This is a genomic window from Propionivibrio sp. (assembly GCF_041441355.1).
Classification (GTDB): Bacteria; Pseudomonadota; Gammaproteobacteria; order Burkholderiales; family Rhodocyclaceae; genus Propionivibrio.
The window spans coordinates 144,107-158,406 of sequence record NZ_JASDTF010000019.1 but is presented as its reverse complement, the minus strand read 5'-3'; the positions used below and the strand labels follow the sequence as shown (position 1 = coordinate 158,406).

14 protein-coding genes are annotated in these 14,300 nt (G+C 64.0%); all 14 read right to left on the bottom strand.

Features of this window, described 5'->3' with window-relative positions; genetic code table 11:
- The 14 genes from QMB55_RS07225 to QMB55_RS07160 all read right to left on the bottom strand — a co-directional run bounded on the left by QMB55_RS07225 (nt 1) and on the right by QMB55_RS07160 (nt 14,295).
- Complete coding sequence (locus tag QMB55_RS07225; protein ID WP_497588008.1) at nt 1-495, bottom strand: CvpA family protein; 495 nt, start codon at nt 493-495, stop codon at nt 1-3.
- Nucleotides 492-1,250 (bottom strand): SPOR domain-containing protein, encoded by a 759-nt coding sequence (locus QMB55_RS07220; protein ID WP_497588007.1) that lies wholly within the window; start codon nt 1,248-1,250, stop codon nt 492-494. Before QMB55_RS07220 ends, QMB55_RS07225 begins: the two co-directional genes overlap by 4 nt.
- A gap of 42 nt (nt 1,251-1,292) precedes the next feature.
- On the bottom strand, nt 1,293-2,597 hold the full coding sequence (gene folC, locus QMB55_RS07215; protein WP_497588006.1) for a bifunctional tetrahydrofolate synthase/dihydrofolate synthase: 1,305 nt from the start codon (nt 2,595-2,597) through the stop codon (nt 1,293-1,295).
- Between the two features lie 76 nt (nt 2,598-2,673).
- Complete coding sequence (gene accD / locus QMB55_RS07210; protein WP_497588005.1) at nt 2,674-3,543, bottom strand: acetyl-CoA carboxylase, carboxyltransferase subunit beta; 870 nt, start codon at nt 3,541-3,543, stop codon at nt 2,674-2,676.
- A gap of 20 nt (nt 3,544-3,563) precedes the next feature.
- Entirely contained in the window at nt 3,564-4,370 is an 807-nt protein-coding gene (trpA, locus tag QMB55_RS07205) for a tryptophan synthase subunit alpha (RefSeq protein WP_497588004.1), read from the bottom strand.
- A gap of 2 nt (nt 4,371-4,372) precedes the next feature.
- Entirely contained in the window at nt 4,373-5,578 is a 1,206-nt protein-coding gene (trpB, locus tag QMB55_RS07200; protein WP_497588003.1) for a tryptophan synthase subunit beta, read from the bottom strand.
- A 200-nt stretch (nt 5,579-5,778) separates the two neighbouring features.
- Nucleotides 5,779-6,393 carry a phosphoribosylanthranilate isomerase gene (locus QMB55_RS07195; protein ID WP_497588002.1) on the bottom strand — a complete coding sequence of 205 codons (615 nt, stop codon included), beginning with the start codon at nt 6,391-6,393 and terminating at the stop codon, nt 5,779-5,781.
- Between the two features lie 14 nt (nt 6,394-6,407).
- Complete coding sequence (gene truA / locus QMB55_RS07190) at nt 6,408-7,199, bottom strand: tRNA pseudouridine(38-40) synthase TruA (RefSeq protein WP_497588001.1); 792 nt, start codon at nt 7,197-7,199, stop codon at nt 6,408-6,410.
- The gene (locus QMB55_RS07185) at nt 7,199-7,843 is read right to left on the bottom strand and encodes a hypothetical protein (RefSeq protein WP_497588000.1); all 645 of its coding nucleotides are present in this window, start codon (nt 7,841-7,843) and stop codon (nt 7,199-7,201) included. The genes truA and QMB55_RS07185 overlap by 1 nt, the downstream gene beginning before the upstream one ends.
- 146 nt (nt 7,844-7,989) lie before the next feature.
- On the bottom strand, nt 7,990-11,094 hold the full coding sequence (locus QMB55_RS07180) for a motility hub landmark protein FimV (protein WP_497587999.1): 3,105 nt from the start codon (nt 11,092-11,094) through the stop codon (nt 7,990-7,992).
- 181 nt (nt 11,095-11,275) lie between these two features.
- Nucleotides 11,276-12,403: an aspartate-semialdehyde dehydrogenase gene (asd, locus tag QMB55_RS07175; RefSeq protein WP_497587998.1), complete on the bottom strand. Its 1,128-nt coding sequence runs from the start codon at nt 12,401-12,403 to the stop codon at nt 11,276-11,278.
- Nucleotides 12,404-12,436: 33 nt separating this feature from the next.
- Nucleotides 12,437-13,501 carry a 3-isopropylmalate dehydrogenase gene (leuB, locus tag QMB55_RS07170; RefSeq protein WP_497587997.1) on the bottom strand — a complete coding sequence of 355 codons (1,065 nt, stop codon included), beginning with the start codon at nt 13,499-13,501 and terminating at the stop codon, nt 12,437-12,439.
- A gap of 8 nt (nt 13,502-13,509) precedes the next feature.
- The gene (gene leuD, locus QMB55_RS07165) at nt 13,510-14,151 is read right to left on the bottom strand and encodes a 3-isopropylmalate dehydratase small subunit (protein WP_497588281.1); all 642 of its coding nucleotides are present in this window, start codon (nt 14,149-14,151) and stop codon (nt 13,510-13,512) included.
- 15 nt (nt 14,152-14,166) lie between these two features.
- A complete protein-coding gene (locus QMB55_RS07160) occupies nt 14,167-14,295 on the bottom strand; it encodes an entericidin A/B family lipoprotein (protein ID WP_497587996.1) in 129 nt (42 codons plus the stop codon).
- Between the last annotated feature and the right edge of the window lie 5 nt (nt 14,296-14,300).

Sequence of the window (14,300 nt, the reverse complement as noted above, 5' to 3'; positions counted from 1 at the left end):
CTACCTGAAACGAATCCGTTTAGACACTTCCGGCGGCAACCAGTGCTGACTGGCCAGCACCGCCGTTTCAAAAGGGGGCGAAAGATGAGCTTCGCGCCACCACCGCTCTTTGGGCAGTGACGTCATGCCGCCGAGCGCCACCAGTACGAGCACCACCAGAAGGCCGCGCGCGAGGCCGAAGACGACCCCCAGCAGACGGTCGCTGAGCCCGAGGCCGAAAGCCTTGAGCATCCCGCGCACAGCCAGGCGCAACAGTCCCATCAGGATCAGCACGCCGACGAATACGACCACCCAGCCGGCGACGATGCGCAACGCCGGATCGGTGATCACCTCATGGAAAAGGACCTGGGCGATTTCCGCACCCCACCAACGGGCCGCGAAGAAGGCAAGCACCCAGGCCGTTAAAGCGATAATTTCACCGACCACGCCGCGCCATGCTCCAAGCAGCACCGAGGCGAGCACCAAGGTCGCCACGACGTAATCGAAACCCGTCATTGTTTGGCCGCAACGACGCCACCGACGCCGATCCGCTTCATCTTGTCGAGCGCGCGCTCGGCGGCTTCCCGGCCGCCGAACGGGCCGGCGCGGACCCGGGTTTTGCGTCCATCCGGTGTATCGAGCGGTTCGGTGAACACCGGGATCGATAACTCGCCAAGCTTGCTCTGCAACTGCTTGACGTTGGCCGGATTGGAAAAAGCGCCGATCAGGACCACGTACTGGCCGTTGCCGTTCGCCGCCGGCTTGGCCGGTTCGTCGGGCATTTTCCCGGCGAGGATTGCCGCGGCACGCTGGGCATCGCTCTCCTGGCTGCGACCGGGTTTTGCCTTGTCAGCTGGTTTTTCGGCTGGCTTTTCCGCGGGTTTTTCGGGCTTTTTCTCAGGCGCTTTCTCAGCCGTTTTTTCCGTTGTTTTCTCAACGGTTTTCTCGGCGGGCTTCTCGACCGGTTTCTTTTCAGCAGCCTTATCAGCCGGTTTCTCGACCGGCTTCTCTGCCACCGGAAGCGCAGCGCGCTCGGCCGGCGGCAAGGATTCGGGCGCCCGCGCTTGCGGTTCAGCCGAACGCGCGAGTTTGGGCGGCGGCAAGTCCTGGCCGGGAATGCGAATCTGGACGTCCTGAACCTGCTGCTTCGGCTCCTGATCCATGACCATCGGCAGAACGACCGCGGCCAAGCCAGCGAAGGCGATGGCACCGATCAGCCGGCGCCGGGCTCGCTTTTTCAGCTGCAACTGTGCATCAACGGCATCGGACATCGTGGTTCGAGGCAAGAAAAGAAGGAAAAGAGACGTCTTCGGTCAGCGCAGCTCACTCTGCTGCGCGCCCAAGGCTGCGGCTACCGTGTAAAACGATCCGCAGACGACAATTCTATCATTTTCGCCAGCCTCCTTGGCGGCCCGTTCCAGCGCCTCGGCCGGTGAGGCGCAACGCGCGACCGAGCCGCGCGCGTCCACGGCCTGCAACGCCTCGGCCAAACGTTCGGCCGACGCGCCGCGCGGCACATCGAGACGGGCCAGGAACCACGCATCGACGGCACCGGCAAGGGCCGCCAGCGCCCCTTCGATGTCCTTGTCGGCCAGCATGCCGACCACCATCAAGGTTCGCCCAAAGCCCGTCTGCGCCGCAAGGTTGGCGACCAGGCCCGCCGCCGCCTGCGGATTGTGAGCCACATCGAGGATCACGGTCGGACGCCCGGGCAATACCTGGAAACGCCCGCTGAGCCGCGCTCGGCTCAAGCCGGCCGCAAAGGCCTCGGCCTGAACCGGCAGGCACTCGGCCAGGAGTTCGACCACGTAGCGGACCGTTGCAGCATTGTTGAGTTGCCAGGCTCCCGGCAAGCCGGGGCGCGGCAAGACGGGATCACTCAAGCCCCGCGGCCCGCGCCAACGCCAACCGGCCGCCTCAGGCTCGGCGGCGTAATCACGTCCGATCAAGGACAGGTGGGCACCAATGGCTTGGGCATGCGCCACGAGGCTTGCCGGCGGCTCGGGGTCGGCGCACAAGGCCGGTTTGCCGGCACGAAAGATGCCCGCCTTCTCGAAACCGATCGCGTCCCGGGTGTCACCCAGCCAGTCGGTGTGATCGAGCGCGATGCCGGTCACCACGGCACAGTCGGCGTCGTAGACATTGACCGCATCGAGGCGACCGCCGAGACCGACCTCAAGGATGGCGACCTCGACCCGCGCCGCCGCAAACACCTCCCACGCGGCCAGGGTACTGAATTCGAAATAGGTCAGCGCCACTTCGGCGCCCTGCTCGCCCGCCGACTGGCGCGCCGCCTCGACGCGGGCGAAGGCCGCACACAGCGCAGCGTCGTCGATCGGAGCCGCCCCAACGCGCACGCGCTCGTTATAGGCAAGCAGGTGCGGCGAGGTGTAACAGCCAACCCGGTAGCCGGCGGCAGTGTAGATCGCGTCCAAAAAGGCGCAGGTCGACCCCTTGCCGTTGGTGCCGCCGACGACGATCACCGGGCAATGCTGCGTCTGCCCGAGCGCCGCCTTGACCCGCGCGACGCGCTCAAGCCCGAGCTCGATGCCCCCTTGCCCCTTGGGATGCAGGCTTTCGAGATGCCCCAGCCAGTCGTTCAAATTCCGGTCGTTCACGCTCAACTCCACGATCCCCGCACTCCAAACAAAGCCGGCGGCCGCAGCCGCCGGAAAGCAAGCCTCTTCCGAACGCTCAGGCCGCCGCCGGCTGACGGGAGAGCATGGTCAGCAGCGCGGCAAGCCGGTCACGCAACTCGCGCCGGTCGACGATCAGGTCGACCGCGCCCTTGTCGAGCAGGAATTCAGCGCGCTGAAAGCCCTCGGGCAGCTTCTGGCGCACGGTCTGTTCGATCACGCGCGGCCCGGCAAAGCCGATCAACGCCTTGGGCTCGGCGATCACCACGTCGCCGATGAAGGCAAACGAGGCCGACACGCCACCCATCGTCGGATCAGTGAGAATCGAGACAAAAGGCAAGCGCGCCTCGGCGAGCTTGGCCAGGGCGGCCGTCGTTTTGGCCATCTGCATCAGCGAGAAGAGCCCTTCCTGCATGCGCGCCCCGCCCGAGGCAGTCACGCAAACAAAAGGGGCTCCAAGCGCCAGCGCCGCCTGGACGCCGCGAACGAAACGTTCGCCGAGCACTGAACCCATCGAGCCGCCCATGAAGTCGAACTCGAAAACGGCAACGACAATGGGCTGTCCTTTAAGCGCCCCGCGCACCACGATCAAGGAGTCGTCCTCGCCGGTGCTCTTGGCCGCATCGCGCAGACGGTCGCTGTAGCGCTTGCTGTCCTTGAACTTCAGCGCATCGACGGGTTGCACCTCGGCGCCGACTTCGAACCGGGCCTCGGGATCGAGCAGCAGGTCGATGCGCGCCCGCGCCGACAGGCGGTGGTGATGCCCGCACTTCGGGCAGACCTGAGCGTTCTTCTCCAGATCGGCTGCGTAGAGCACCGCCTCGCACGCCGGACACTTGCTCCACAAACCCTCGGGCAAGGGCGACTTGCGTGCCTCACCGTCCTGCCGCTTGATCTTTGGGGGGAGCAATTTGCTCAACCAGCTCATGGGATGACTCCAGTAATGGGTTACGGATGGGCCGCGTCGATGCCGCGCCGCAGGTCGGCGACCAGCACCTTGACCCGGGCACAAGCCTCGCCAGCCGGCGCACGCTCGATTTCCTCAATGATGCGGCTGCCGACGACGACTGCATCGGCGACCGCGGCAACCGCCCCGGCCGTCGCCGCATCGCGAATCCCGAAGCCGACACCGACCGGAACACCGGTGCTGGCGCGAATCGCCGGGATGCGCGCGGCAACCGAGGCAACATCGAGCGCCGCCGAACCGGTCACACCTTTGAGCGACACGTAATAGACGTAGCCGCTGGCCAGCGCCGCGACCTGCTCGATGCGCTCAGGCGTCGACGTCGGCGCGATCAGGAAAATGGGATCAAGGGCGTGTTCGCTCATGGCCTCGGCAAACTCGACCGCCTCCTCGGGCGGGTAGTCGACCACCAGCACGCCGTCGACGCCGGCATCGAAGGCTGCGGCGGCAAAGGTGCGCAGGCCCATGGCCTCGATCGGGTTGGCGTAGCCCATGAGTACGACCGGGGTCTCATTATCGTCGGCGCGGAAATTCGCGACCATCGAGAGCACCTGGCGCAGGCTGACGCCCTTGGCCAGGGCGCGTTCCGAGGCACGCTGAATGGTCGGCCCATCGGCCATCGGATCGGAGAAGGGAACCCCCAGTTCGATGACATCGGCACCTGCCTCGACGAGGGTGTGCATCAGCTCGACGGTCTGCGCCGGATCGGGATCGCCGGCGGTAATGAAGGGGATGAGGGCCTTGCGGCCTTGCGCCTGCAGGCGCTCGAAGGTGGCTTGGATTTTCGGCATGATCAGAAGCGAATCCCCGAATGCTCGGCCACGGTGTGCATGTCTTTGTCACCGCGACCCGAGAGGTTGACCAGCAAAATGGCGTCGGAGGACAGCGTCGGCGCGAGCTTGGCGGCATAGGCCAGCGCATGGCTCGATTCGAGCGCCGGGATGATGCCTTCGAGGCGGCACAAGGCGTGGAAGGCGGCCAGCGCTTCCTTGTCGTCGATTGGGACGTATTCGGCCCGGCCGGCGTCCTTGAGCCAAGCATGCTCGGGACCGACGCCAGGATAATCGAGACCGGCCGAGATCGAGTGCGTCTCGATGATCTGCCCGTTCTCGTCCTGCAGCAGATAGGTCCGGTTGCCGTGCAGCACGCCCGGGCGGCCGCCGGTGAGCGAAGCTGCGTGGCGGCCAGTCTCCAGGCCCTCGCCCGCCGCTTCGACGCCGATCAAGCGCACGCCGGTGTGCGGTACGTAGGGGTGGAAAATCCCCATCGCATTCGAACCACCGCCCACACAGGCGATCACCGCGTCGGGTTGGCGCCCGCACTGCTCCTGCATCTGGGCGATGGCTTCGCGCCCGATCACGGCCTGGAAATCGCGCACCATCATCGGGTAAGGATGCGGGCCGGCAACCGTGCCGATGATGTAGAAGGTGTCCGAGATGTTGGTCACCCAGTCGCGCATCGCTTCGTTGAGCGCATCTTTCAGCGTCTTCGATCCCGACTCGACGGGCACCACCGTCGCCCCCAGGAGCTTCATGCGGTAGACGTTCGCCGCCTGGCGCCGGATGTCCTCGGCACCCATGTAGACCACACACTCCATGCCGTAGCGCGCCGCCACGGTGGCCGTCGCGACGCCGTGCTGACCGGCACCGGTCTCGGCGATAACCCGCTTCTTGCCCATCCGGCGAGCCAGCATGGCTTGGCCGATGCAGTTGTTCACCTTGTGCGCGCCGGTGTGGTTCAAGTCCTCGCGCTTCAAGTAAATCTGGGCCCCACCGAGGGTTTCGGACCAACGCTTGGCGTGATAGACCGGGCTGGGCCGGCCGACGTAATGTTTGAGGTCGTATTCGAATTCGGCGACGAAGGCCGGGTCACGGCGTGCTTCGTCGTAGGCGAGGCGCAATTCCTCGAGCGCCGGAATCAGGGTTTCGGCGACGAAGATGCCGCCGTAGGGACCGAAATGACCGCGCAGGTCGGGGAGATCGTACTTCTCGAAAGTCATGCTTGCTCCTTGAGGCTGGGCCGCCAAGCGGCCGGAGAAATCGCGTCGCCCACCAGCGACGCACGGATGAATACCATCCGCCTCTCAGGTATGGTCGGCCAGAAAACGCCTCCAGCACGTCCGGGTACGGCCTCCGCAAGTTTTGCGCATCTCTGCTCTGTCCTTAATTCCTAAGCAACGCCGCCGCTGCGCTCCGCATCTCAAACCGCCGCACGCACCGCGGCGACGAAGGCGCGCATGCGTTCAGCATCCTTGATGCCTTTACCCGCTTCAACCCCCGACGACACATCGACCGCCGCCGGACGCACCTGCCGGATGGCCTCGGCCACATTGCCGGCGTCGAGTCCGCCGGCCAGCACCAAGGGGCACGACAGGTCGTTCGGGATCAGCGACCAATCGAACGACGCCCCGCCGCCACCATAGCCGTCAACGAAGGCGTCGAGCAGGATGGCCTGGGCCGAGGGGAACGACGCGGCGTATTGTAGCAAATCGAATCCGGGGCGCATCCGCGCGGCCCGCAGGTAGGGGCGATCGAACTGAAGGCAATAGGCCTCGTCCTCGTCGCCATGAAACTGAAGCACATGCAGCGGCACCGCAGCCAGCGTGCGCCGCACTTCGTCCGGCGACGCATTGACGAACAAACCGACCACGCTGACGAAGGGCGGCACCCGTCGCGCCAAGGCCGCCGCCTGCGCCAGATCGACGTAGCGCGGGCTGGGCGGGTAGAAAACCAGGCCGATGGCGTCGGCGCCGGCGGCCACCGCCGCGTCGACGTCTTCCAAGCGGGTCAATCCGCAGATCTTGATGCGTGTCATGGTGTGCGATGTTCTCAAATCAGTTGGAGATCGGACAAGCCGTCGTCGATCCGGTTCGGCAGCCCCCAATGCGCCTCGTAACGGACGCCAACCAGATAGAGCCCTTCCGCGGCGAAGGTCGGCGCGGCGACTCGCCGGTCGCGCACTTCGAGCAGGGTCTGCATCCAGTCCGCAGGCTGGCGTCCCTGACCGATGTAAACCAGACTGCCGACCAGATTACGCACCATGTGGTGAAGAAACGCACTGGCTTCAAAGTCGAAGACGATCACCTCGCCCACCTGCCGCACCTGGGCGATGTGCATGGTCTTTTGCGGTGATTTGGCCTGACATTCGGCCGCCCGAAATGAGGAGAAATCGTGCTCGCCGAGCAGCGCTTCGGCGGCACCCTGCATCCGCACCACATCGAGCGGCTGGTGACACCAACCGACACGCCCGCTCTGCACGCCCGGACGCTGCGGCCGGTTGAGCAGCAGGTAGCGGTAGCGCCGGGCATAGGCGGAAAAGCGCGCATGAAATTCGTCCGCAACGGGGTGCGCCCAGCGCACGGCAACGCTTGCCGGCAAAAAGGTGTTGACCCCGCGCACCCAGGCCGTCAACGGCCGATCGAGATCGGTGTCGAAATGCACGATCTGTCCGGTGGCATGCACCCCGGCATCAGTGCGCCCGGCACACACTACGTCGACGGGACCGCCGGCGATCTTTGCCAGCGCCCCTTGCAAGGCATCCTGCACCGTCCCGCCCGCCGGCTGGATTTGCCAACCGCGGAAGGACGTGCCGTTGTATTCGATTCCAAGCGCAATGCGCATCAAACTCCACCCATGAACATGAAAACTGCGCCCCCCATGACGACGCCGCATCCGCCCAACAACCAACGATCAGCGCAACGCAGGGGCCGTTGTTCGACCAGCAGCGACGCCAAACCTCCAGACTCTGCCGGTGGCGGTGACTCGCGCAGTAGCTGGCGCCAATCGGCCGCTTTGGCATCCTCCACAAAGCGCAACACCAGTGCCATGCGAACCACCGCCCGCTCGCAATCGACGCCCATCCGGCGTAACGGGAGAACCAAGGTCAGCAAGGCGCTCAGGAGGTCGTCGCGCGACAGGCTGGCGAGCAAGGCACCGATCAGCATCAAGGTCAGCAACAGTCGCCCCAGATGCAAGGCCGCCAGTTGCACGCCCTCCCAGGTCGGCACCACGCGACTGTCGCCACCGATCGGTTCACCGGGAACCCCCCAGGCAAAAACCAGCACCAGGGCTACGATCAACCAGCGGACACGTCGCACCAGACGCCAGCCTTCGCGCACGGCACGAGTGCCCGCGACGATCGCTATCACGAAGACTGTGCACGGCAAGGCATACGCGAGCGCCGCCCCGGAGAGTCCTTGGCCGAGCAGTGTCGCCGTCAACCAGCACAGCAGGCGCGTCGTGGGGTGCAACACGGATAAGTTCATCGTTCAACCGTAAGACAGCTTGAAACTCCCTCTGCAGTCACTGCGGAAGTCAAAACCAAAAAGAATCGGCCGTGACTTCGACAAGTCACGGCCCATTCAATGCGGCACGACGGGCAGGCACGCCGTGCCCCCGCCTTATCGTCAGCTTACTGGCCGATTCGGCTCAACAGGCTTTGCGCCTTCTCGCGCTGTCCGACGTCGCCTTCTTTAAGCACTTCCTGCAGCAATTCGCGCGCCCCCTCAAGGTCGCCCATCTCCTCATACGCTTTTGCCAGGTCGAGCTTAGTCGCCACTTCCTCGTTACTCGAAATCTCGGGCACCGAAGTCAACGCCGTTTCGCCGCCGAAATCGGCCGCACCGAGTTCGGGCGCCAGCATGGTTTCCGCCTGATCCTGCTCGAAGCCTCCAGCCAGCGCCGGATTGACGACAGTCTCAAGTTGCGCGCTCCCGAAGTCGGGATTCACCGCGGTGGACACCTGCTCGCGCTCGAAACCATCGGCCGCTTGTGGCTCGGGCGGCGACATCGGCGAAGCGTAAGGCGTGCGCGGCGCCACCGAAGGCGCCGACGGAGCCGGCGGCGACGCCGGTTCAGACTGGATGGGCGGGAGATCGAGGTCGAGGTCGATGCTCGACATGTCGAACGAATTGGCACCCGGCACCGAACGGCCGAGGAAGGTCGACTCGGTCAGCGACACATCGAACTCGACGCTGTTCTCTTCCTGAGACTGAGGCAGCGCGGGGGCAGCGCTGGGCGCAGCCGTCGGTTTGACCGGAACGTCAGAGCCCAGATCAAAGTCGAGGTCCGGCAACGGGGCCGCAGGTGCAGCCTCCGAAACCATCGGAGCAAGCGGAGCCTGCGCTTTCGTTGTCGGCTCGAAGACCGGAGCGGAGGCGACAGGCGCAGGTGCCGGCGTACCGCCCAGATCGAAATCGAGCACGGTTTCTTCAACCACAGGGGCAGGCGCAGGTGCCGCAGGGGCTTTCTCCTCCGGCAGACCGAGGTCGAAGTCGAGGTCGTTCATGTTGGCCACGGGGGCGGATTCGACGCTTCGGGTCGAGGCGCCGGCCTCGTTCGCCATCTGCGACAGTTCGCCCGGCAAAGTGACCGTGTTTCGCAACCCGGCTGCCGCGGCACCGGCAATGATCGTGGCGTCGGCGGCGAAAGCAGCTTTCGCCGGCTCGGCCGGAGCTTGCCCTGCGCCACCGTAGAGCGGATTTGTGGGATCGACGCGACGTCCGATGACGACCGCTTTTTCCCAGTCGGCGCCAACGCCGCCGGTGTCGGTGTACAGCTCACCGGCCAGCGTCTCGAAGCGCGCCATGTCCTTGCGGTTGGCGTAAATCTCGAGCAGTTTGAGGTGAATTGCATAACGCTGCGGATCTTTCTGCTTGGCCTCAAGCAGAATTTCCTCGGCTTGTGCGTCACGGCCGTAAGCCATGTACACGTCAGCTTCGGCGACCGGATCGACCTCATCGGTGTCGATGCTGCCCGGCCCCGCCTGGCTGAAATCGGTCTGCACCGGCGTGCGCGAAGTATCGACGCTCTGGCCGCCCGTATTGCGGAACACCGAGTTCGACGTCAGGCTGCTGCCCGCATTGGGCGTCAAAGTGCTGCTCAGGTCGATCGGCGGTTCTTCGGCCTTGGCAGCACGCCGACGCCGTGCGATCAGCAAACCGGCCAGCAGCGCGGCAATCCCACCACCGCCGAGCAAGGTCAGCGGATTGTCGAGAAGGTCGTCAATGAGACTCGGCTCCGGCGGCGGAGGCGGCGGCGGAGTTACCACCTTGGGTTTCGCGGCCTCGACTGGCTTGGGCGCTTCGGCCGGTTTGGGTGGCTCGACCGACTTGGGTGGCTCAACCGCTTTGGTCGCCTCCTGCGGCGCAGCCTCGACAGGCTTGACGGGTTCCGCGGGCTTGGGTGCGTCCGCGGGGGTAGCAGGCTTGCTCGCTTCTGCCGCGACGGGCTCGGCCGGTTTCGGTGCGTCAACGGGCTTGACCACTTCCGCAGGCTTGGGTGGCTGTACCGGTGCGACCTCACCCTTGGCGCTGGCCTGCTTTTGCAAGTCGGCCAGACTCTGGTTCTTCATCTCCAGCAGTTTCTGCAGGTCCGCGATGTTCTTCTCAAGCAAGGCCACGCGATCGTTGGCTTCCTTAAGTGCCTTGTCCTGCGCCACGGCGTCTTCGCCGCCACGCGCACCCGGCTTCGCGGGCTGCGCACTGCCGGACTCGGTCCGCGAGACCTGCAGCCGGTCCTTGTTTTCGTTCTCGGCCCCGGCCTTGTCCTCGACCTTGGCCGTCACGCGGCCACCGGACATCTGGCTTGCTTCGCCATCCTTGGCTGGCGCCCTTTCGGCCACCGCCGCCAGTTTGTCGCGGTAAGCGTTCCAGTCCGAAGACTGCTTGGCCACGATCTTCTTGGCCTCGCCGGTAGAGACAGCCTCGACTTCGCTCTTCTCGGGAACGGTCAGAACCCGCCCCGTGCGCAGACGGTTCATGTTGCCGCCATCGAAGGCGTCGCGATTGGCGCGCAGCAAGCCGACAAGCATCTGCTCGAGACTGACCCCTTCGGGCTTGGTCTCGTTCGCAATCTTGCGCAAGGTTTCGCCGCGCTGCACCTGATGCAACCTGGCGTCCTTAGCCTCCGTCGGTGCGGGCGTCGCGGCGGCCTCGGTACGAGGCGAAGGGCGCGCCGGCGCCTCCACGGCTTTGGCAGAACCGGGGCGACTGGCCTCCCGGGCTCGGGAACGCACCCCATCGTCAATGGAGGACGCCGGAGCCACACTGGCTGGTTCGACACGCCCGAGACTCGGCTTGGGCGCGGGAGACTGGGCTTGCGTCGGGGCTGAGCGAACTGCCATTTCCGGCGGGTCGAGCAGGAAGGTGTATTCCCTCACCAGCCGACCGGTCGCCCAGTTGAGTTCGAGGAGGACGTCGACGAAGGGATCGTTCAGCGGCCGATCCGAAGTCAGTTTAAGGATCGACTGGCCGTTGGGCCGTTTGTCGATCGAAAAGCGGATGCCAAGAAGCGATGGAACGAGGTCGATCCCTGCCTGCTTGAAAGCGTCAGCCGAAGCCAGTTGGGCCCGCATGTCGGTCATTTCCTCGCGCGAGGCCGTGAGCTCGATTTCAGCCCGCAACGGTTGCCCCAACGAGGAAAGGACGACAATCTTGCCCAAACCGGCAGCAGAAGCGTCAAATGCTGCGCCCGCAAGCGCGAAACAGGATGCAGCCGCCAACACAGACGTCTTCATCCTGAGCGATTCCAAAGCATGATGTATTTTTTTTGCCACAGCGCCACCCACCCTGAGCGTCGAACATGGGAATTATTAAAATAACATCATGGAGTTAGCCATGCAAGCTAATCTTTATTATCACTTTGAAACGAAAAAACCGGGGGAAAGCCCCGGTTTTTCTTTTACAAACAAAGCGCTATCAATCCACAAGGATACGCAGCATTCGCCGCAAGGGTTCTGCGGCACCCCACAGAAGCTGGTCGCCGACCGTGAACGCGCCGAGATAGTCCGGCCCCATCGCCAACTTGTGCAGACGGCCGACCGGAACGGTCAGCGTTCCCGTCACCGCAGCGGGGGTCAGCTCGCGCTCGCTGATCTCGCGCTCGTTCGGCACCACCTTCGCCCAAGCATTTCCCTGGGCAATGATGTCGCTGATTTCGTCGAGCGGCACATCTTTCTTCAGCTTGATCGTCAGCCCCTGCGAATGGCAACGCATGGCGCCGATGCGAACGCACAACCCATCGATCGGAATCGATCCCGGCGAACGGAAGGCTGGCCGACCGAGAATCTTGTTGCATTCAGCGCCACCCTTCCACTCTTCCTTCGATTGCCCGTTATCCACGGGCACGTCGATCCACGGAATCAGACTACCGGCAAGTGCGGTGTTGCGGAAATTCTTGGTCGGGAAGTCAGCGGCACGCATCGTCTCGGCGACCTTGCGATCGATGTCGAGGATGGCCGAGGCCGGGTCGGCCAACTCAGCCTTGACCGCATCGTGCAAGGCCCCCATCTGGGCGAGCAATTCGCGCATGTTCTGCGCGCCGGCGCCCGAGGCAGCCTGATAGGTCATCGCCGACACCCATTCGACGAGATCGTGTTTGAACAAACCGCCCAAGCCCATCAGCATCAGCGAAACGGTGCAATTGCCGCCGATCCAGTTGCGCCCGCCCTTGGCCAGCGCATCCTGAATGACGTTGAGGTTGACCGGATCGAGGATGATCACCGCATCCTTATCCATGCGCAGGGTCGAGGCCGCGTCAATCCAATGACCATTCCAGCCGGTGGCACGCAGTTTCGGGAAGACTTCCTTGGTGTAGTCGCCGCCCTGACAGGTGATGATGATGTCCATCTGTTTGAGCGTTTCGATGGACATTGCGTCCTGCAGAATACCGCCGTCCTTGCCCCCCAGCGTCGGCGCCTTACCCCCCACTGACGATGTGGTGAAAAACACCGGCTCGACGTGGGCGAAATCGCCCTCTTCGACCATCCGCTGCATGAGCACGGAACCGACCATGCCCCGCCAACCGACCAGACCAAGCTTCTTCATTTCAGCCTTCCACAATAAACAAAATTAAACCGATTACAGGGCCGCGAGCACCGCGTCTCCCATCGCCCGCGTGCCGACCCGCTGCGTTCCGGCTTCGTAGATGTCGCCGGTTCGATACCCCTGCGCCAGCACCGTTTTGACCGCAGCCTCGATCCGCGCGGCATCCTCTTCGCGATTGAACGTATAGCGTAGCATCATCGCCGCCGACAGAATCGTCGCCAGCGGGTTGGCCACGCCTTGACCGGCGATGTCAGGCGCAGAACCGTGACAGGGTTCGTACAAGCCTTTGTTGTTCGCGTCGAGCGAGGCCGACGGCAACATCCCGATCGAACCGGTAAGCATCGCTGCTTCGTCCGACAGGATGTCGCCGAACATGTTCCCGGTCACCAGCACGTCGAACTGTTTGGGCGCACGCACCAGTTGCATCGCGGCGTTATCGACCAGCATGTGCGAGAGTTCGACGTCCGGATATTCGGGCGCGAGTTCGTTCATCACATCGCGCCACAACTGGGTCGTCTCCAAGACGTTCATCTTGTCGACCGAACACAGTTTTTTGTTGCGCTTACGGGCGGCCTCGAAAGCCACACGGCCGATGCGGCGAATCTCGTCCTCGCTGTAGTGCATCGTGTTATAGCCGTAACGTTGCGCCCGCCCGTCGATCTCGCGCATCTCGACACCACGCGGCTGACCGAAATAGATGTCGCCTGTGAGCTCGCGAACGATCAGGATGTCGAGCCCGGAAACCACCTCGGGCTTGAGCGTCGAAGCGTTGGCAAGTTCGGCGTACAACACGGCTGGGCGCAGGTTGGCGAAGAGCCCGAGTTGCTTGCGAATGCCCAGCAAGCCGCGCTCGGGGCGCTGTTCGCGCGGCAACTGATCCCACTTCGGCCCGCCAACTGCACCGAGCAGTACGGCATCGGCCGCCTGCGCGAGTTTCTGAGTCGCCTCGGGATAAGGATTGCCGGTGGCATCGACGGCGCAACCACCCAACTGCGCCTCCTCAAGCTCGCACGGCAGTTCGAGCGCACGCAGCACGCGCACGGCTTCGGCAACGATTTCGGGACCGACGCCGTCACCGGGCAAAACGCAAATCTTCATCTTTACTCCTATCCGGCAAACAGCCAGGGTTGTTCGGCACGACGCTTATCCTCGTAAGCGCGAATCTTGTCGGCATGGCGCAAGGTCAGGCCAATGTCGTCCCAGCCATTCACCAGGCATTCCTTGCGGAAGGGATCGACGGCAAAGGGAATCCCGTGCCCGTCAGGACGGATCACCGCCTGCGCCGGCAGGTCGATGCTCAGAGCATAGCCAGGGCTGGCCTCGACCTGTGCGAACAATGCTTCGATTTCGGCTGCCGGCAGGACAATGGGCAGGATGCCGTTCTTGAAACAGTTGTTGAAGAAAATGTCAGCAAAGGACTCGGCGAGAATGGCGCGAAAACCGAAGTCGAGCAAAGCCCAGGGCGCATGCTCGCGCGACGAGCCGCAACCGAAGTTCTGCCGCGTGAGCAGGATCTGGGCACCTTGATAGCGCGGCTGATTGAGCACGAAATTCGGATTCTTCGGGCGCCGCGCGTTGTCTTGCCCCGGCTGACCGACGTCCAGATAACGCCACTCGTCGAAGGCGTTGGGGCCAAAGCCCGAGCGTTTGATCGACTTGAGGAATTGCTTGGGGATGATGGCGTCGGTATCGACGTTGTTGCGGTCGAGCGGTGCGACCAAGCCTCGCAGGGTAAGGAATCGTTCCATCATTGGTTCATTTCGTCACTTCGTCGCCGAGCGCTGGATAGCTTCACCGCCACGCTCGATGTCCTTGCCGATGCCCTTGACGGTGTTGCACCCTACGGCGGCAACCAGCGCCAGCGCCAGAATAATCGTCGTCAGTTTTTTCATTTCGA